At 65.5% G+C, this 16,546-nt stretch carries 15 protein-coding genes; 4 read left to right on the top strand and 11 right to left on the bottom strand.

All coding sequences use genetic code 11. From position 1 onward, the window contains the following. Positions 1–203 precede the first annotated feature (203 nt). The 4 genes from ACQR07_RS11265 to ACQR07_RS11250 all read right to left on the bottom strand — a co-directional run bounded on the left by ACQR07_RS11265 (position 204) and on the right by ACQR07_RS11250 (position 7,681). Entirely contained in the window at positions 204–893 is a 690-nt protein-coding gene (locus ACQR07_RS11265; protein ID WP_434902375.1) for a Fe2+-dependent dioxygenase, read from the bottom strand. A 45-nt stretch (positions 894–938) separates the two neighbouring features. Continuing rightward, positions 939–3,473 carry a TonB-dependent receptor gene (locus tag ACQR07_RS11260; protein WP_434902374.1) on the bottom strand — a complete coding sequence of 845 codons (2,535 nt, stop codon included), beginning with the start codon at positions 3,471–3,473 and terminating at the stop codon, positions 939–941. A gap of 390 nt (positions 3,474–3,863) precedes the next feature. Continuing rightward, positions 3,864–6,257 carry a TonB-dependent receptor gene (locus tag ACQR07_RS11255; RefSeq protein WP_434902373.1) on the bottom strand — a complete coding sequence of 798 codons (2,394 nt, stop codon included), beginning with the start codon at positions 6,255–6,257 and terminating at the stop codon, positions 3,864–3,866. Positions 6,258–6,565: 308 nt separating this feature from the next. Next, the gene (locus ACQR07_RS11250) at positions 6,566–7,681 is read right to left on the bottom strand and encodes a ring-opening amidohydrolase (RefSeq protein ID WP_434902372.1); all 1,116 of its coding nucleotides are present in this window, start codon (positions 7,679–7,681) and stop codon (positions 6,566–6,568) included. A 125-nt stretch (positions 7,682–7,806) separates the two neighbouring features. Between ACQR07_RS11250 and ACQR07_RS11245 the strand changes: the two genes are divergently transcribed. The 3 genes from ACQR07_RS11245 (at position 7,807) to ACQR07_RS11235 (ending at position 9,828) form a co-directional block, all read left to right on the top strand. Then, positions 7,807–8,610, top strand: coding sequence for an MBL fold metallo-hydrolase (locus ACQR07_RS11245; protein WP_434902371.1), 804 nt, complete (start codon positions 7,807–7,809; stop codon positions 8,608–8,610). 108 nt (positions 8,611–8,718) lie between these two features. After that, the gene (locus ACQR07_RS11240) at positions 8,719–9,207 is read left to right on the top strand and encodes a DUF427 domain-containing protein (protein ID WP_434902370.1); all 489 of its coding nucleotides are present in this window, start codon (positions 8,719–8,721) and stop codon (positions 9,205–9,207) included. Between the two features lie 138 nt (positions 9,208–9,345). Continuing rightward, positions 9,346–9,828, top strand: a complete 483-nt coding sequence (locus ACQR07_RS11235; protein ID WP_434869200.1) for a hypothetical protein — start codon at positions 9,346–9,348, stop codon at positions 9,826–9,828. A gap of 348 nt (positions 9,829–10,176) precedes the next feature. On the opposite strand, the gene ACQR07_RS11230 is transcribed toward ACQR07_RS11235, so the two are convergent. From ACQR07_RS11230 to ACQR07_RS11200, 7 genes are all read right to left on the bottom strand, one after another. After that, positions 10,177–10,824: an HAD family hydrolase gene (locus ACQR07_RS11230; RefSeq protein ID WP_434902369.1), complete on the bottom strand. Its 648-nt coding sequence runs from the start codon at positions 10,822–10,824 to the stop codon at positions 10,177–10,179. A gap of 64 nt (positions 10,825–10,888) precedes the next feature. Further along, positions 10,889–11,323, bottom strand: coding sequence for a bleomycin resistance protein (locus ACQR07_RS11225; protein WP_434902368.1), 435 nt, complete (start codon positions 11,321–11,323; stop codon positions 10,889–10,891). Positions 11,324–11,947: 624 nt separating this feature from the next. Then, complete coding sequence (locus ACQR07_RS11220; protein WP_434869203.1) at positions 11,948–12,358, bottom strand: hypothetical protein; 411 nt, start codon at positions 12,356–12,358, stop codon at positions 11,948–11,950. Between the two features lie 126 nt (positions 12,359–12,484). After that, entirely contained in the window at positions 12,485–13,141 is a 657-nt protein-coding gene (locus ACQR07_RS11215; RefSeq protein WP_434902367.1) for a hypothetical protein, read from the bottom strand. Positions 13,142–13,388: 247 nt separating this feature from the next. After that, on the bottom strand, positions 13,389–13,583 hold the full coding sequence (locus ACQR07_RS11210) for a DUF2783 domain-containing protein (protein ID WP_434902366.1): 195 nt from the start codon (positions 13,581–13,583) through the stop codon (positions 13,389–13,391). After that, positions 13,580–15,217 (bottom strand): FAD-dependent oxidoreductase, encoded by a 1,638-nt coding sequence (locus tag ACQR07_RS11205; RefSeq protein WP_434902365.1) that lies wholly within the window; start codon positions 15,215–15,217, stop codon positions 13,580–13,582. The genes ACQR07_RS11210 and ACQR07_RS11205 overlap by 4 nt, the downstream gene beginning before the upstream one ends. A gap of 66 nt (positions 15,218–15,283) precedes the next feature. Continuing rightward, on the bottom strand, positions 15,284–15,826 hold the full coding sequence (locus tag ACQR07_RS11200; protein ID WP_434902364.1) for a VOC family protein: 543 nt from the start codon (positions 15,824–15,826) through the stop codon (positions 15,284–15,286). A gap of 128 nt (positions 15,827–15,954) precedes the next feature. Between ACQR07_RS11200 and ACQR07_RS11195 the strand changes: the two genes are divergently transcribed. After that, on the top strand, positions 15,955–16,449 hold the full coding sequence (locus tag ACQR07_RS11195) for a MarR family winged helix-turn-helix transcriptional regulator (RefSeq protein WP_434902363.1): 495 nt from the start codon (positions 15,955–15,957) through the stop codon (positions 16,447–16,449). Positions 16,450–16,546 lie beyond the last annotated feature (97 nt).

Raw genomic sequence — 16,546 nt, 5'->3', positions numbered from 1 at the left:
TGAGATTCGATCGGCATGGCGCGTGCGGCCGTCACCGTAGCCGAGACGCCTCGCGATCGAGCAATGCCCGGTCTACATGGAATCGAGGATGTCGATGAACGGGATGGCAGGTCTCGATGCCTGCGACGGCGGCGTGCGCCAAATCTCTGAAGTCGAACATGCGCCGGAGCGTCAGCGACGCGACGCTCCGGTCGAAGGGCGGATCAGGTCTCGGCCCAGTAGCGGATCAGGTTGTGATAGAGGCCGGTCAGCCGCACCATTTCGGGATCGTCACGTCCCATCCGCTGCGACAATCCCTGGATCGTCGTGTCGAGATCGAAGATCATGCTGCGTGCCAGGGGATCGCGGATCATGCTCTGCAGCCAGAAGAACGAGGCGACACGGACGCCGCGCGTCACCGGGGTGACCATGTGCAGGCTGGACGCGGGATAGAGCACGAGGTCGCCTGCGGGCAGCTTCACCTCGTGCGAACCATACAGGTCCTCGATGACCAGCTCGCCGCCGTCATACTCTTCCGGCTCGGAGAGAAACAGCGTGACCGACAGGTCAGTGCGGATGCGCAGGCCGGTGAGCTTGTCGCCGCGCACGGCGTTGTCGACGTGAATGCCGAAATGATGTCCGGCGTCGGCGGCGTAGCGGTTGAACAGCGGCGGAAAGATCTGCTGCGGAATGGCGGCGGCAAGAAAGCGGGGATTGGCGGTCATCGCCGAGATGATGCGGTGGCCGAGCTTGCGCGCCACCTCGCTGTCGGGCGGCAGCTGCTCGTTGCGCTTGACCATGGCCGACTGGGCGCCGGCCGTCGAGCGGCCGTCCTCCCAGTCGCTGGAGTCCATGATGCGGCGGAACTCCGCCACATCGTCTTTGCTCAAAATTCCGGGGACACAGATCAGCATGAACTCATCACTTGATGTGTGCCCCCGATTTGGGTGATCAGGCGATCAGAACCGTCCGGACAGGACGATCGACGCGCTTCTTCCCGGACCGACGAGCACGAACGGCGTGGCACTCTGATAGAGAGCGTCGTAGTAGAGCTTGTCGAAGATGTTGGCAACAAACACCTTCGCCGTCCAGTTCTTGTCGAGCTTGGCTTCCGCGAAGGCGTCGAACCGCCAGTAGTTCGGCAGCTCGGTACCCTGGTTCGCCGCGAGCCAGGTACCGCCGTAGATCTTCGAGCGGTACACCGCTTGGCCGCCGATCTCCCAGGTGTCGTTGAGCTGGTACTTCGTCAGCAGGCTGAACGACTGGTGCGCGGTGTTGGCGAGCTGAAGGCCGACATTGCTGGTGAACAACGCCGTATTGGCCGGCGGGATGTTCGACTTGGTCACTTCCGACTGCATCAGCACGATGCCGCCGAAGATGCTCCATTTGTCGGTCAGCTTGCCGCCAGCCTGCATGTCGATGCCGCGGATGCGGTAGGCTGCGCCGGCCGAGAGACACGGCACGGAGCCGATGGTGCCTGCCGGATACGGGCAGGCCGCCGTTGCGTTGTTGGCGCTGGTGACGTTGAACGATTCGCGAGCATTCTCCTTCTCGGTCTGGAATAGCGCCGCCGAGACCAGCAGGCGGTTGTCGAGCAGCTCCCACTTGGTGCCGATCTCGATCGAGTTGTTCTTCTCAGGCCCGAAGATCTGGTTGGCACCGCCATTGGTGACCGCCGACAGGCCGCCGTACTGAACGCTGAGGCCGTCGAACTCGCCGCCGACCGGGTTGGACGACGTAGCATAGGCCGCATAGAAGCTGGCATAGGGCACCGGCTTCAGCGTCAGGCCGAGGTTGAAGCTCGGCAGACCGCTGGAGGCGGACGTCGAGCCGGGGGTGTTGGCGACGCCGTTGACCGTTCCAAATCCGTCGACGCGGATATCGTATTTGTCGTAGCGGACGCCGCCGTTGACGATGACGAGGTCGCGGTAGTTGACGCTGTCGAGCGCGTAGACGCTCGCCGAGTCGATCTTGATGTTGGTGGGGAACTGCCCGAGCGACGGAATGCCGAACGGCAGGTTGGTGAATTGCGGGTTGAACACGCTCACGCCGGATAGCGAACCGGTGCCCGAGAACGGCAGGCCCTGCTGCTCGGAGGTGAGGCCGGTGTAGCTGTTGATGAGCGCCTTCTCCTGCGAGACCTCGAGGCCGGCGAGCACGGTGTGCCGGAAATTGCCGGTGTTGAACTTGTAGGTCGCCTCGAGCTGGTTGGCGAGCACGTCGGTCTGCTGGAAGCGGCTCTGCGGGTTGGCCCTGATTAATGCGCCCGACGGCGGATTGATGTTGGTCGGGCCTTCCGGCAGCGTGCCGATGTAGTTGAGCGTCGAGCGCGACACCCGGACCTTGTCGGAGATGGTCAAGTCCGGCGTGACCTTGATCTCCGCATTGAGCGTGCCGATGTCCTGGCCGATGCGCGAGAAGTCACGGTTGAGGAAGCCGTACCAGGCGTTGCGCGGTGCGCCGACCTCCGGGAACGGCGCGCCAGCCGTCAGGTTGCCGGCCTGGCGATAGTAGGGCACGCCGAAGTCCGGACGTCCCGAGACCTCGGTATGGATGTAGTTGGCCGCCAGCGTCACGGTGTCGAGCGGCGTCCACTTGGTGGCGATGAAGCCGCCATTGCGCTTGTCGGTGACGAAGTCGCGTCCGGCAACGCCGGCATCCTGGAACAGGCCGCCGACGCGCGCGGCGAAGGTCGGCGTGATCTTCTGGTTGACGTCGATCACCACGCGCTTGGTCTGGTCGGTGCCGAGCGTGGCGTCCATGTTGTAGAAGCTGTTCTCGGTCGTGGCCTGCTTGGTCACGATGTTGATCGCGCCGCCGGTGGTGCCGCGGCCGGCAAAGGAGGAGTTCGGGCCGCGCAGGATCTCGACCTGCTCGGTGAAGAAGTTTTCGCGCACAGACACGCCGGCGTCACGCACGCCGTCGATGAAGACGTCGTTGCGGGCGTCGAAGCCGCGGATGAAGAAGCGGTCGCCGAACGCGTTGCCGCCTTCGCCGGTGCCGAGCGTCACGCCCGCGGTCGAGAGCACGGCGGACTTGAGGCTGGTGGAGTTCTTGTCCGCAAGGATCTCCTTGCTGAGCACGGTGACGGTCTTCGGCGTGTTGAGCAGCTTCTCCGGGAACTTGCCCGAAGCCTGCATCCGCTCGCCCTTGTAGTCCGAGGCGGGGCTGGAATAGGGGTTGCGGTCGGGCGGCAGGCTGCTCACCGGCGCGGCGGCCTGTTGCTGCTGCTGCTGGCGTGCGGCCCGGCGCATCGCGTCGCGGGCGCGGATCTGGTCGGCGGTCGGACGCGACGCGGCCGGCTTCGGGCGCGCCACCGGGGCTTCGACGTTGACGGAAGGCAGCGGCGCCTGCTGGGCTTCGGCGCTGGAGAACGAGGCGACCGCGATGAGGCTCGCGACAGCCGAGACCTTCACGCCGGAAATGTCGGCGGACGGTTCCCCTTCATGCCAGCTTGCTCCGCGCAAGCTCCTCGGAAAGACTGCCTTACCCATAATCGACCACCCCATTCGTTACGCAAACTTGAGACTCGGTCCGCAACGGCGCTGGCCTGTTGCGAATGCAAGTCAAGAAGCGGGGGAAAGCGGACCAAAGCTGGTTCCACCCGTGGCCGGAATGGGGAAAGGTTTCAGCTCATTTCTGACATTGATAATTACTCGTAAACTGTTGCGCTGCGGCAACAAAGGAAACCTATTGGTTGCGTCGATCCCGGCCATTCAATCGCAAATCGGGAGAAATCCGGCAAATAATGCCGTTTGAGGACTCCGATACCTGCGTCGGAATATCGCAGCCTGCGACCTTTCGTCCTATCTTCGCTCCCGCCGCAGCCGTGAGGTGCGGCGGGACTCCGGCAAGATTGCTACGAGTTCGTGATTCCGTCCGGTTCAGAACTTCGCAGTGGTGATCAGGTAGAAGGCCCGGCCGGGGGCGACCGCGGTGAACGGGACGTTGCTGCGATAGAAGGTGTCATAGTAGAGCTGGTTGGTGATGTTCTGGGCGTAGAGCTTGGCGCTCCAGTTCTTGTCGAACTGCTTTTCGACGAAGGCATCGAAGCGCCAGTAGCTCGGCAGCTCGTTGCCGGTGTTGGCGGCGAACGTCCCGCCGAACACCTTGGAACGGTACACCGCCTGGCCGCCGATCTCCCAGCCGTCGTCGAACTTGTACTTGGACAGCACGCTCAGCGACTGGTGCGCGATGTTGGCGAGCTGCAGGCCGTTGTTGGAGGCGATGCCGCTCTGCGTGACCTTGGACTGCATCAGCACCAGGCCGCCGAAGATGCTCCAGCGATCGGTGATCTTGCCCTCGGCCTCCAGGTCGAAGCCCTGGATGCGGTAGGCGGCACCCGACGTCAGCAGGCCGTTGACGGTCTCGCGGGCGTTGTCCTTGGTGGTCTGGAACAGTGCGCCGGTGAGCAGCAGATGCCGGTCGAACAGCTCCCATTTGGTGCCGATCTCGGCGCCCTTGTTGCGCTCCGGCCCGAGGATGATGGTGCTGTTCGGCGGAATGCCGCCGTAGTCCGTCGCGGTGCCGTCGAGCTCGGAGCCGAACGGGTTGGCCGAGGTCGCATAGGCCGCATAGAGGCTGCCGATCGGCAGCGGCTTGAAGACGAGGCCGACATTGTAGTTGATGAGGTCCGAATCCACCGTCGCCGAGGCCGTGTTGTTGGACGAGCGCATCGCATAGCCGTCGTAGCGCAGGCCCCCGGTGAAGATCAGGGTGTCGCGCCAGTTCGCGGTGTCGATGACATAGGCGCTCTTGCTGTCGACGTCGTAGCGGGTCGGATTGCCCGTCAGGTAGCCCACGGTCGTGAACGGCAGGTTGGTGTAGGCTGGGCTGTACATGTTCTGCAGCGTCAGCGCGCCGCTGCTGGTGCCCGCCGAGCCGAACGCCTCCGATGTCAGGCCGGCATAGCGGTCGATCGAGATGTTCTCCTTGGAGAACTCCGTGCCCACCACCGTGGTGTGCTTGATCGCGCCGGTGTCGAACTTGACCGTGAGGTCGTTCTGGTTGGTCCAGTTGTCGACCAGCTGATAGCGGCTCTGCGGGCTTGCCGTGAACGTCCATTTGGTCGGATCGGCGCTCGCGGTCTGCGCCACCGTGGTGTTGGGCAGGGTGCCGATGTAGTTCAGCTCGGAATGCTCGCCGCGCAGCTTGCTGGTGAAGGTGACGGCTTCGCTGAGCTTGAGCTCGGCTGCCAGCGTGCCGAAGTCCTGCCGCGCCGCCTGGAAGTCGCGGTTCAGGAAACCATACCAGGTGTTGCGCGGAATGCCGGCGGACGTCACCGGCACGTTGCCCTGCTTGTAGAACGGCACGCCGAAATCCGGATAGCCGGAGAGATCGGTGTGGACGTAGTTGGTGGTAACCTTCAGTGAATCCGTTGGCGTCCACTTGGTGGAGACGAAACCGCCCCAGCGGTCGTCGGTGACGTGATCGCGCCCCGCCACGTTGGCGTCCTGGAACAGGCCGCCGGTGCGCACCGAAAAGGTCGGCGAGATCGTCTGGTTGACGTCGAGCGTGATGCGCTTGGTCTGGTCGGTGCCGATAGTCGACTCCGCGTTGTAGAAGTTGCGGTCGCCGGCCTGCTTGGTGATGATGTTGATGGCGCCGCCGGCGGTGCCTCGTCCGGCATAGGCCGAGGCCGGACCGCGCAGGATCTCGACCTGCTCGGTGAAGAAGTTCTCGCGCACCGACACCGCAGGGTCGCGGATGCCGTCGATGAAGATGTCGTTGCGCGCATCGAAGCCGCGGATGAAGAAGCGGTCGCCGAACGCGTTGCCGCCCTCGCCGGAGCCGAGCGTCACGCCCGCGGTCGAGCGGCCGACCTCCTTCAGGGTGGTGATGTGCTTGTCCTCCATCACCTCCTTGCTCATCACGGTGATGGTCTTCGGCGTATTGACCAGCTTCTCGGTGAACTTGCCGGAGGCGACGCGGTCGACCTTGTAGGGCGCGGCGGCGTCCGCATAGGGGTTGGCATCGGGCGGCGTCTGCGGGCCGGCCGGCGGCTGCTGCTGTTGCGGCTGGCGGGCGGCGCGGCGCATCGCGCTGCGGGCGCGAACCTGGTCCGCCGACGGCCGCGATGGCGCCGGCCTGGCGCGCGCCGCCGGTGCTTCGACGTTGACGGAGGGCAGCGGCGCCTGCTGCGCCTCGGCACCGGAGAACGACGCCACGACAATCAACCCCGCGACTGCCGAGACCTTGACCCCGGACACGTCAGAGGAGGGATCCCCACGATGCGCGATGCCCCCGCGCAAGCTTGCTGGAAAGACGGCTCGACCCATACTCAACCACCCCAATGGTTACTCAAGGACTGAATTCTTGTTCATAAGTTCGCGATCGGATCGTTCCAATTGCGAACGGCTCTCAACAAGTCCCCGAATTTGGTCCAAAGGTAGTTGGGTCAGTGACAGGAATAGGAATATATTACCTAATGCATGTGATAATGAGTCGCATCTATAGTTTAGCCCGATTTGACGGTTTCTAATTACCGTAAATTGGGTGTCCGCGCACTTTGACGCAGGCGGGCACAAGCGGCCCGCCGAGCAGCCTTAGAGGATGGGTTCATTTATTAATGGTTCTTAATTACCGTTCAGCGCCGCTCGGCCACGATCGCGATCGGGCCGCCGCCATCCGGACCCTGATGCTCGGCTCCGCCGGAGACGAACAGGTCGGTGAAACCGAACAGCCCGGCGAGCGCGCCGCCGACGAACGCCCGGGCATGACGGGTCGAGGAAATATCGCTGTCGTCGAGCATCGTGTGGCGCTGCCCGCGGACCTTACCGCTCTGCGCCGCCTCCGCCTTGGCGAGCACCGCGGCGATGCGGCCGCGTTCGGCTGCCGGCACCTGGCCGGTCACCTCGAGACCGAGCCGGGCCAGCGCGGCGCGCGCCGGCTCGATGTCGATGGCGTCACGCATCACGTCGTGCGCGATGGCGAGCGGACCGGTCCAATCGGCGGACATGCCTGCCACCATGATCTCGTGGTCGAGCAGCTCGACGCCGCCCGAGGTTGCCGCGCGCTCGCTGTAGCGCGCGTAGTCCGAGCAGATCATCGCATCCGACAGGTCCGACAGCTGCAGCTCACCGAGCGCCACGGCCACGCCGAGCGCCGAGGCGCCGCGCGAAAACCCCATCGACTTCAGCGTGTCGCGCACGGCGGTGCGCGCTCCCTTGGCTTCCGCCGCCTCGATCCGCTCCATCGTCAGCAGCGGGCACTTCACCTGGATGTAGTGCACGTCGGCGGCATCGGCGATGCCGGCATCGGCCATCGCGGCCCGCACGCCCGCGGCGACCTGTTCGACCTGCTGCATCCGGCCGAGATGCTCGCTCGCCAGCGCCGGCGTCCGTGCCCGTCCCAGCGCCAGCGACTTGGCATGCGCGCGGGGCGTGTCGTCACTGGCCGCGCGCGCTTCGAACACGATCATGTGCGGCGACAGCGCGCCCTCGGTGCCGCCCGACATCACCATGGCGATCTGCTTCACCGCAGCGTCGGCTAGATGTTTGCGCAGCAGCGCCTCCAGCGTGCGCACGGCAAAGGCCCGGGTGAAGTCGTTGACGCAGCCATTGCCCTCGGTCTTGCCGAGGATGGCGACGATGCCCGCCGGATCGATCGCGCCTTCGGCGATGGCGGTCTCGAGCGCGCCGATGTCATCGGGGCTGCGCATCGGCAGGCGGTGAACGGTGGCGCGGCGCAAGGCGGTCGGCATGTCCCGGAGCTCCTGTGGTGGTGTCCTGGGGAACACTAGGCAATCACGAAGCAGCGCGCGACGCTGTTGCGCGATCACCGCCATGCTAATCTTCATTCTCCACCATTCCGGACCGACGGTGATCCATGCCTCTCTGGACCTGCTTTCAATGCGGCGCGCAGTTCCCCGATACGCCCGCGCCGCCGGCGCATTGCGTCGTCTGCGAGGACGAGCGGCAATATGTGAACTGGAACGGTCAGGCCTTCCTCAGCCGCGACGAGCTCGCCGCGCGACACCAGGTCGTCTGGCGCGAGGATGACGGGTTGACCGGTCTTGCGCTGGAGCCGTCGTTTGCGATCGGCCAGCGCGCGCTGCTCGTCCCCGGGCCGGGCGGCTGCGTGATGTGGGACTGCATCCCGCTGGCGACGGAGGCTTCGATCGCCCATGTCCGTTCGCTTGGCGGTCTCAAGGCGATCTCGGTGTCGCATCCGCATTATTATGGCGCCGTCGCCGACTGGAGCGCGGCGTTCGGCAACGCTCCGGTCTATCTGCATGGCGACGACGCGGCCTTCGTCACCCGGCCGCATGCGGCGATCGTGCCGTGGACCGGCGATCGCCTGGCCATCTCGGATGATGTCGTGCTGCTGCGGACCGGCGGCCATTTCGCCGGCGCCACCATCCTGCATTGGCGCAACGGCGCTGACGGCCGGGGCGCGCTGCTGACCGGTGACATCGCGATGGTGGCGATGGACCGCCGCCATGTCAGCTTCATGTACTCCTATCCGAACTACATCCCGCTCGGCGCCGCCGCGGTGCGCCGCATCGCCGACGCCGTGGCCCCGCTCGCCTTCGATCGCATCTACGGCGCCTGGTGGCAGAAGAACATCGCCACCGGCGCCAAGGCGGCGTTCGACCGTTCGGTGGCCCGCTATCTCCGGGCGATCGCCTGACCGCCGGCAGCGCCTCGCGCGCCGCTGGGCTCGACTGATCTCCATCGGCGGCCCGGTCGTTGTGTTGCCGGGGCGACAGATTGGGTGCTGCGTCCAGGGAGCATCGCCATGCAACGCATCGCGCCGGGACCGGGGCAGGAATCTGTGTGGGACTATCCGCGGCCGCCGCGGCTGGAGCGATGCGCCGCCCGGCTGCGTGTGGTGTTTGCCGGAGAGACGATCGCCGAGACGCAAGACGGCTGCCGCGTGCTCGAAACCAGCCATCCGCCGGTCTACTACATCCCGCCGCAGGATGTTGCGATGCAGTGGCTGCGGCCGGCGCCCGGCCGCTCGTTCTGCGAGTTCAAGGGCGTCGCCAGCTATTGGACGATCGAGGCCGCCGGCCGGATCTCGGAGCAGGCGGCCTGGAGCTATCCGCAGCCAACGGTGGCGTTCGCGCCGATCGCGGGATATCTCGCCTTCTACGCCTCGCGGGTCGACGCCTGCTTCGTCGGCGACGAGCGCGTCGCAGCGCAGCAGGGCGACTTCTACGGCGGCTGGATCACCTCGGCCGTGGTCGGCCCGTTCAAGGGCGCGCCGGGCACCCGGCACTGGTAGACGGACGCTCGCGTCCGTGATCCGATCGTGGCCGCTGATCGTATAGTCTGGATTGGCGGCCGCCTGCGTGGCCGGCCACCGTCAGAACACGATGGCCGCCAACGCCAGATCTCATCTTCACGACGTCCGGGGAATGCCATGCGACGGTTGATGAAGTTCCTGCACACCATGGGCGCGATCGGCATGATGGGCGCGATGGCCTGTCTCGTTGTGCTGCTCGGCCTGATTCCGCAGCCGTCGGTGTCGCTGTCGCATTACGCCGAGATGCGCGCGGCGATGGGCGCCATCGTGCGCTACGTGTTCTTCCCCTCGCTCGGCCTGACCCTGGTCGCCGGACTGCTCGCCATCGCCGTCAACCGCGCGCTGCACAGCGCCGGCTGGGCGCTCGCCAAGCTCGCCTCGGGCATCCTGGTGTTCGAATGGGGCTTCGCCGCCGTGCAGGGCCCGATGCAGGAAGCCGCCGAAGAGGCCGCGCGCGCCGTCGCCGGCCAGATCGATCCGGCAACGCTCGCCCCCAATTTCGGCACCGAGCAGGGCGCCATCTGGGTCATGCTCGGCGTCGCCACGGTCAACGTGATCCTGGGCGTCTGGCGGCCGCGGTTTACGAATCTGCCGGATTGAGGCGGGCGCGACAGCGGGCTCCGAACCCGATCACAACAAGTCGATGCTGAGAGTAAGTTGACATGTCGCCGCGGGTCCGGTGCATGTGACTGCGCCCTCGCCCCTTGTGGGAGAGGGCATGTAGGACAGCGCAACGGGCTCGGTTGGGTGAGGGGTCTGTCTCCGCGAGCGCTGTTCGCGGAGAGAACCCCTCACCCAACCGAGTTTGAGGATCGGCTGGTGCTGCCCTCTCCCACCCTGGCGAAGCTTCGCTTCGCCTTGGGGGCGAGGGCACTGTATTGAGCAGCGGTGCGGAGGCGCCGGTGGAAGCGACCGGCACAATTCGTGGCCGGCAAGTCGCGGCTACAGCTAGCTCTCCAGCAACACTCGCAACTCGTCCACCGTGCCCACTACGCGACTTGCGCCCGCGTCCTTGAGCTGCTCCGCCGTATGATAGCCCCAGCTCACCCCAATGCCGGTGACCCCGGCAGCCCTGGCCATCTGCATGTCGAAGCTGGTGTCGCCGATGAAGACGGCCTCGCCGGCCGCGGCGTCCATCGCCGCCAGCGCCTGCGGCAGCATGCCGGGATGGGGCTTTGACGGCGCCATGTCGGCGGCCTGGATATTGCTGAACCAGTCGCGCCAGCCGAGCGCCTCTAGCGCCGGGAGGACGGCGTTCGACACGTGGCCCGTGGCAATGCCAAGCCGTGTGTCGGATCGGCGGCTGAGGTCGTGCAACAGCTCCGCAATGCCGGCGAACGGCGCTTCCGCGAAACACGGATCGGCGCGCAGCTGTGGCAGCACCCGGCCATAGGCGCTCACCATGTCCCACACCGGCGCGTCGGCACCGGCAAGCTCCGCCAGCACGAGCTCGAGCGAGCGGCCGATCAGCGCGAGGCTGTCCTGCTGCGGCGGTACCGGCAGGCCGAACTCGGTGAACACTCTGCGATGGCATTCCAGGATCAGCGCACGGCTGTCGACCAGCGTGCCGTCGAAATCGAAGATGATGAGCTGCACGCGAGAACCTCAGTTGGGAAACGGCGCCCGATCTCTATTCCGGTCTAGGACCCGGTCGCGCTGCCTACCGCACACCCAGGTCTTGCGCAAAGCGCAGCAGGTAGCCGTCGGGATCCTGCACCAGAAACTGGCGCTGTCCTTTTGATTGCTCTCCCACCCGATACCAAGCCTCCCGGCACGGCGCGAACAGCGGCCAACTCGCTCGTGCAAGCCTGTCCAGCATGGAACCGAGGTCCTCCACGATGATCTGGAAATTTATGCCGCGGCCGAACGGGCGCGCGAGCAGGCCGGTCTGCCAATTGCCGTTGTGCTGCATGAGCATGACCTGTGCGCCCTGTAATTCGAGGTAAAGGAAGCGATCCTCGGGCCGCTGGTAGGCGATCCGGAAGCCAAGGATATCGCACCAGAAGCGGCGGCTTGCGTCGATGTCGCTGACATCGAGTTCGGGGACCAGCGCTGCGAAGCCGCCGGTTGGTGTCGAGTCGGATGAAATGGTCATGGCCGCATCATAGACGGCCCCGCAGCTGGGCAACATCCCATCGGAATTGACTGAAAATCCGAAAAATGTCCTTGCTATTATTCCGAAGCCGTGTATATCTCGCCTCCATCTCGCCTCGAGCAGAGGGACGTACGCGTCGTCACGAAACGTGAGGTGGGCTGCGATGGACGTGTTGGCGGCGCTGGACGAGCGCTTTGGCCGGCGCGGACGGCGAAGTCGTGTGGTCCTGACCTCTCGACGCTGAGGTCAAGTTCGCGGTCGTTGCTTATGGGCACGCGCGAACGATGGGGGCAAGAACGCCGATCCCCAGGGAGAGCACGAAGGACACCGTAACACCATTGCGCGGGGGAGGCCGCTGTGAGGCCCGACCTGTGGTGACTGCCGCCTGCTTTCCTTGTTGCAGGCGGGCCATGGGCCGCGGCTCGCATGCGGCCTTCCCCGCGCCCTCTCGTTTCGAGAGGGTGATGTCTGCCGCATCACTCGGGCCGGACCGGCCGCGGGATCGCGATTACGCATGCGCATGACTTCGACCCGTAAAATCGACGCCAGGTTTGCGGCAATGCGCGTATGCAACGAGCAGACGACGCCGGCGCCGCTGCGCCGCCGCCATCCTGCTCGAAGCCGTCAGAGCTGTGTCGCGCGCAGCTCGATCGTCACCGGCGTCGCCGTGCGCCTGGTCGCCGGGTCCGCCGGCATCTGCAGCACGCGGGCGCGCTGGCCGGTCGCGAGGTCGGTGACCTTGACGATGCGGCCATTGGCGAATTCGAGCGCGTCGTGGTGCTCGGTCGGCTTGTTGGTGTCGACCTGGCGGAAGCGGGCGAGATGGGCGCCGACCTTGCGGCGGAAGAACAAGCCCTTGATGCGGACATCGCCTTCGAAGGCGAGCTCGGTGCCCGGACGCAGGCACACCGCCGTCAACGGATCGTCCTTGGTCGAGAAGCCGCGCGTCTCCGTGCCGGGAAAGCGACAGGAGACCAGCACGTCGTCGACCTTGGCATCACGGGAAGAGACAGTATGGAGGCTGTAGTCACACATGGAAAGCTCCTGAAGGCCACCAGCACTGAGGCCGCAACGGCGTAGCAGGGGAGTTGTTCCATGTTGTTGAAGGCAAGGCGCGGTTCCACCGCCCGCGCGGCGGGCGGCGGCAGCGCGAGAAGCGCATCAGGTGAGATGCGCCGCCTCCTCGGTGGCGTCGTCGTCGTTCGCGGCGCCCCAGTTCGCGGCGTCCTTGATGGTCGGATCGATCAGCTCGCCGCGCAGCAGCGCCAGCGGCGATGTCCAGTACAGCGCGATGTTGTGGAACGGGTCGGTCAGCACCTTGAACGCCCAGATCAGGCCGGTCGCGACATCCTGCGTCGCAAACAGCTGGACCACCCGAAACAGGCCGCCGCCGATGCCGACCGCGAGCCAGAGCACGCCGACGTGACGGACGAAGTCCATGCGGCTCACGGGCGCGTCGAACAGCCCGAACAGGGAGGGGAAGGCGAACAGCGCCACCGGCACCAGCCCCCACACCGTGAGCAGCACGATCTTGCGGGTCTGATTGTAGCCGACCTTGACGGCTTCCTTGTAGTCGTTGGTCACGTCATTGACGTGGTCATAGCCGTTCGGCTCGAAGAAGAAGTGCCCGGTCTGCCGGGTCAGCATCGCCAGCCAGCCGACCAGGCCGGCGATCGCCGGATCCTTGAACAGCAGGGCGTAGCAGACGAGGAAGATCACGGCGCTGATCAGGTGCAGCGTCTGATTGACCCGGCTCTGATGATAATAGCGATAGTCGTCGAAGCGCTGCGTCTGCAGGATCTTGTAGGTGCGCGACATGCGAATCCCCGTGCCGTTGTGGAACGAGACGGAGGCGTAAAGAGCTTCGGTGAAGGTGGCGTGACATGATGATGTTGTCACAATGAAACCGACCGCCGACGGATCAGGAGGGGCTGTGACTGGCAGCACGCCGGTCCGATGCTGGCGAGCGAGGCGCCTGCGGGTCTCTTTTCCTGCCAGTGAACGCGCATGCGCGGCTTTGATCGGGATCAAAACCGCGCAGCAAATCGAGCAAGGGCGGATGACGTCAACCGCCCGGCGATCGCGCCAGCCGGATCGCCGCGCTCAGGATCGCGCGGTCGCCGATATGGTTTGCGAGCAGCAGCACGAGCCTGGCATTCATGCGCAGCGCCTCGTCCTCGCTGAGCTCACGCTGGCTGCCGATCAGCTCGGCATAGAAATCGTCGGGATCGCTGATGTTCGGCGTGAGGGTCAGGCTCATGCGGCGAGCTCCTGCTGGACCGTGCCGGGCTTGCCGCAGGCACGCTGGACCGCAGCAGTGATCGCGGCCTCGTCGAACTGCGGGAAGCGGGCGGTGACGTATTGATCAGGACGGAACAGATAGGTCGTGCCTGGTGCTGCACCGTAGCGCTCTGCGAGCAGGCCCTTCGTGTCGGCGATGTCGCGGCCGACGACGAGCACGCGCGCCTGAATGCCGTCGATGCTCAGCTCCTTGGCCGTGACGGCGCTGTCGAAGGTGAGCACGGTGAAGTCGTCGCCGAGGCAGTTCAGAAGCCATCCTGGCTGCCCGGCGATGGTCACGGGTGCATCGGCGGCATTGGTGCCCGGCGTCATGGTGTCGGTATCAGGCGCGCCGTCGAGCGTGTTCAGCGACGATGCGAGATAGGGCGTCGGCGTCGACAGCCGGCCGCTGTTGACCAGCGGCCGGGCGAAGGCGTGATGCTGCGCAAGGTCGAGCGCGGCGTCGCGGAAATGCCGGCTCACCTGCGTCTTCGGCGTGATGAAGTCGGTGGCGCGGGTCGAGTTCAGGATGTTGTCGTCGGCCGCGTAAGCGCGCTCCTCGTGGTAGCTGTCGATCAGGCTTTCCGGTGCCTCGCCGCGCAGCACCAGCGCCAGCTTCCAGGCGAGGTTGTCGATGTCCTGCACACCGGTGTTGGCGCCGCGGGCCCCGAACGGCGACACCTGATGCGCCGCATCGCCGGCGAACAGCACCCGGCCATGCCGGAAATTGTCGATCCGCCGGCAGGCGAACTGATAGATCGACACCCATTCGAGCTCGAAATCGGCGCTCGCGCCGAGCATCGCCCGGATGCGGGGGATGACGCGCTCGGGCTTCTTCTCCTCGTCGGGATTGGCGTCCCAGCCGAGCTGGAAGTCGATGCGCCAGATGTTGTCGGACTGGCGATGCAGCAGCACGGACTGCCCGGGATGGAATGGCGGATCGAACCAGAACCATCGCTCGGTCGGAAACTCCGCCTTCATCTTGACGTCGGCGATCAGGAAGCGGTCCTGAAAGAACTGGCCCTTGAATTCGGCGCCCACCATTCGCCGCGTGTCGGAATTGGCGCCGTCGCAGGCGATCACCCATTGCGCCTCCATCGTGAAGATGCCGTCCGGCGTCTCCACTGCCAGCTGCGCGTGATTGTCGGTCTGCTTGAGGATGACGAGCCGGTGCTTCCAGCGCAGGTCGATCAGCGGGCTCTTGCTGCAGGCCTCGACCAGGATTTCCTCAAGGTAGTACTGCTGCAGGTTGATCATTGCCGGCCAGCGATGGTCGGGCTCGGGCAGCAGGTCGAACTGATAGGACAGCTGGTCGCGGAAGAACACCTTGCCGATGTTCCAGCTGACGCCTTTCTCAACCATCGGCGCGGCGCAGCCGAGCCGGTCCCAGATCTCGAGCGGGCGTTTGGCGTAGCAGACGGCGCGGGACCCGATGCTGACGGTGTCGTTGTCGTCGAGCACGACCACCGGCTGGCCGCGGGCGGCGAGATCGAGCGCCGCCGTCAGGCCGATCGGCCCGGCGCCGATCACGACGATCGGATGGCGGCGGGTCTCGCCGCTTGTCTGCTCCGCCGAGCAGACATAGGGAAATCGCGGATAGACATAGTTGCTCATGGCTGCCTCGCTCGGCGCAATCTCACTTGGCGCGTTACGGTCGGGATGTCGGAAACGAACGCTCGCTCAGTTGGCGCCGGCGAATTCCTTTTCGTGCATCCAGGCGGTGTGCCGCGGCGGCTTCTTGGTGGTGGCCCATTCGTCGACCATGGTGTGGGCGACCGATTTCATCCGGGTGATCTGCTCGGGCGTGGCGGTCCAGGTCGCGATTTCCAGGCGGTGGCCGCTCGGATCATGGAAATAGATCGACTTGAAGATGGTATGGTCGGTGATCCCGACGACGTCGAGGCCGGCGGCTTCCGCGCGCGCCTTGGCTTCTTCCAGCTCCTCCATGTCCTTGACCTGGAAGGCGATGTGCTGGGTCCATTCCGGGGTGTTCGGGTCGCGGCCCATCGGCGGCGAGTTCGGCAGCTCGAAGAAGGCGAGGATGTTGCCGTTCCCGGCATCGAGGAAGATGTGCATGTAGGGATCAGGCGCCTTGGTCGAGGGCACCTTGTCCTCGGCGATGGCGCCGAGCAGGTCCATGTTGAGGACCTTCTTGTAGAACTCGACGGTGGCTTTGGCGTCGACGCAGCGATAGGCGACGTGATGGATCTTCTCGATCTGCATGATGGTCCTCCCATGATCGTTGTTGGCAAGATCGTAACGGATGATACGATCTGGTCGCTTTGATCCAGATCAACCCGAGCGGGACCGGATTGAGGTGGCGAGAGGCGAGTGGACGAGGGCAGGGTGCGATGACGAACGCGGTCAACGAGACGCGGGACCGGAGGAACGGTGACGGAACGGCCGAGCGCGAACTCCGGCTGCAGCGCTATTTTCCCTATCGGCTGGCGCGGCTTGCCGAGCAGGTGTCGCTGGCGGTGGCGGAGGTCTATGCGGACCGCTTCGCGCTCTCGCGCCAGGAATGGCGGATCCTGGCGGCGCTGGGCGAGCAGCCGCAACTGCCGACCAAGCAGATCGGCCGGCTGACGACGCTCGACAAGATGAACGTCAGCCGCGCCATGCAGGGTCTGGAAGCGCGCGGCATCGTCAGCCGCAGCCGCGATCCCGAGGATGGACGCGAGCGGATCGTGACTTTGACCGCCGCGGGACGGGCGCTGTATCGCAAGATCGTGCCCCATGCGCTGGCGCGGGAGACCGATCTGCTCGACGTATTGACGCGAGAGGAGGTCGCCACCCTCAATGCCGTCATCGACAAGCTCCTGGGCGCCACGGAGCGGCCGGAATGATGCAGCGCGGCGGCTCCGAACCGGCGTTCGCAAGCCATGATCGAGGCTTGATCGACGCCGTCGCCGCGCTATATCGACGGTCTCCCCTTCATTGATC

The sequence above is a fragment of the Bradyrhizobium sp. HKCCYLS20291 genome (assembly GCF_051167715.1).
Taxonomy (GTDB): Bacteria; Pseudomonadota; Alphaproteobacteria; order Rhizobiales; family Xanthobacteraceae; genus Bradyrhizobium.
Note: the sequence above shows the minus strand (reverse complement) of the source record. Positions and strands in the feature narration are given on the sequence as shown.

Bases quoted from the DNA above. Each gene is read 5' to 3' on its own strand.
- ACQR07_RS11265 (WP_434902375.1), bottom strand. From the start codon at position 893: ATGCTGATCTGTGTCCCCGGAATTTTGAGCAAAGACGATGTGGCGGAG.
- ACQR07_RS11260 (WP_434902374.1), bottom strand. From the start codon at position 3,473: ATGGGTAAGGCAGTCTTTCCGAGGAGCTTGCGCGGAGCAAGCTGGCAT.
- ACQR07_RS11255 (WP_434902373.1), bottom strand. From the start codon at position 6,257: ATGGGTCGAGCCGTCTTTCCAGCAAGCTTGCGCGGGGGCATCGCGCAT.
- ACQR07_RS11250 (WP_434902372.1), bottom strand. From the start codon at position 7,681: ATGCCGACCGCCTTGCGCCGCGCCACCGTTCACCGCCTGCCGATGCGC.
- ACQR07_RS11245 (WP_434902371.1), top strand. From the start codon at position 7,807: ATGCCTCTCTGGACCTGCTTTCAATGCGGCGCGCAGTTCCCCGATACG.
- ACQR07_RS11240 (WP_434902370.1), top strand. From the start codon at position 8,719: ATGCAACGCATCGCGCCGGGACCGGGGCAGGAATCTGTGTGGGACTAT.
- ACQR07_RS11235 (WP_434869200.1), top strand. From the start codon at position 9,346: ATGCGACGGTTGATGAAGTTCCTGCACACCATGGGCGCGATCGGCATG.
- ACQR07_RS11225 (WP_434902368.1), bottom strand. From the start codon at position 11,323: ATGACCATTTCATCCGACTCGACACCAACCGGCGGCTTCGCAGCGCTG.
- ACQR07_RS11220 (WP_434869203.1), bottom strand. From the start codon at position 12,358: ATGTGTGACTACAGCCTCCATACTGTCTCTTCCCGTGATGCCAAGGTC.
- ACQR07_RS11215 (WP_434902367.1), bottom strand. From the start codon at position 13,141: ATGTCGCGCACCTACAAGATCCTGCAGACGCAGCGCTTCGACGACTAT.
- ACQR07_RS11210 (WP_434902366.1), bottom strand. From the start codon at position 13,583: ATGAGCCTGACCCTCACGCCGAACATCAGCGATCCCGACGATTTCTAT.
- ACQR07_RS11205 (WP_434902365.1), bottom strand. From the start codon at position 15,217: ATGAGCAACTATGTCTATCCGCGATTTCCCTATGTCTGCTCGGCGGAG.
- ACQR07_RS11200 (WP_434902364.1), bottom strand. From the start codon at position 15,826: ATGCAGATCGAGAAGATCCATCACGTCGCCTATCGCTGCGTCGACGCC.
- ACQR07_RS11195 (WP_434902363.1), top strand. From the start codon at position 15,955: ATGACGAACGCGGTCAACGAGACGCGGGACCGGAGGAACGGTGACGGA.